Source organism: Ruminococcus sp. N15.MGS-57 (genome assembly GCF_000980385.1).
GTDB lineage: Bacteria > Bacillota > Clostridia > Oscillospirales > Ruminococcaceae > Hominimerdicola > Hominimerdicola aceti.
Map to the genome: position 1 here is coordinate 1 of NZ_LARF01000169.1, position 241 is coordinate 241.

Sequence of the window (241 nt, forward strand, 5' to 3'; positions counted from 1 at the left end):
TGGCCCGGTAGTTCAGTTGGTTAGAACGCTAGCCTGTCACGCTAGAGGTCGTCAGTTCGAGCCTGATCCGGGTCGCCATTATGCCTCTGTAGCTCAGTCGGTAGAGCAGGGGACTGAAAATCCCCGTGTCATTGGTTCGATTCCGATCGGAGGCACCAGTCAAGGAAACCCAGCCGGGTTTCCAATATGCGGCCGTAGCTCATCTGGTAGAGCGCCACCTTGCCAAGGTGGAGGTAGCGAG

General features: G+C 57.3%; 2 tRNA genes. Both read left to right on the top strand.

The window, feature by feature from the left end:
* Position 1: 1 nt before the first annotated feature.
* Positions 2-78, top strand: a tRNA-Asp gene (locus WS40_RS11140).
* Positions 79-82: 4 nt separating this feature from the next.
* Positions 83-158 (top strand) — tRNA-Phe (locus WS40_RS11145).
* Positions 159-241: the final 83 nt, after the last annotated feature.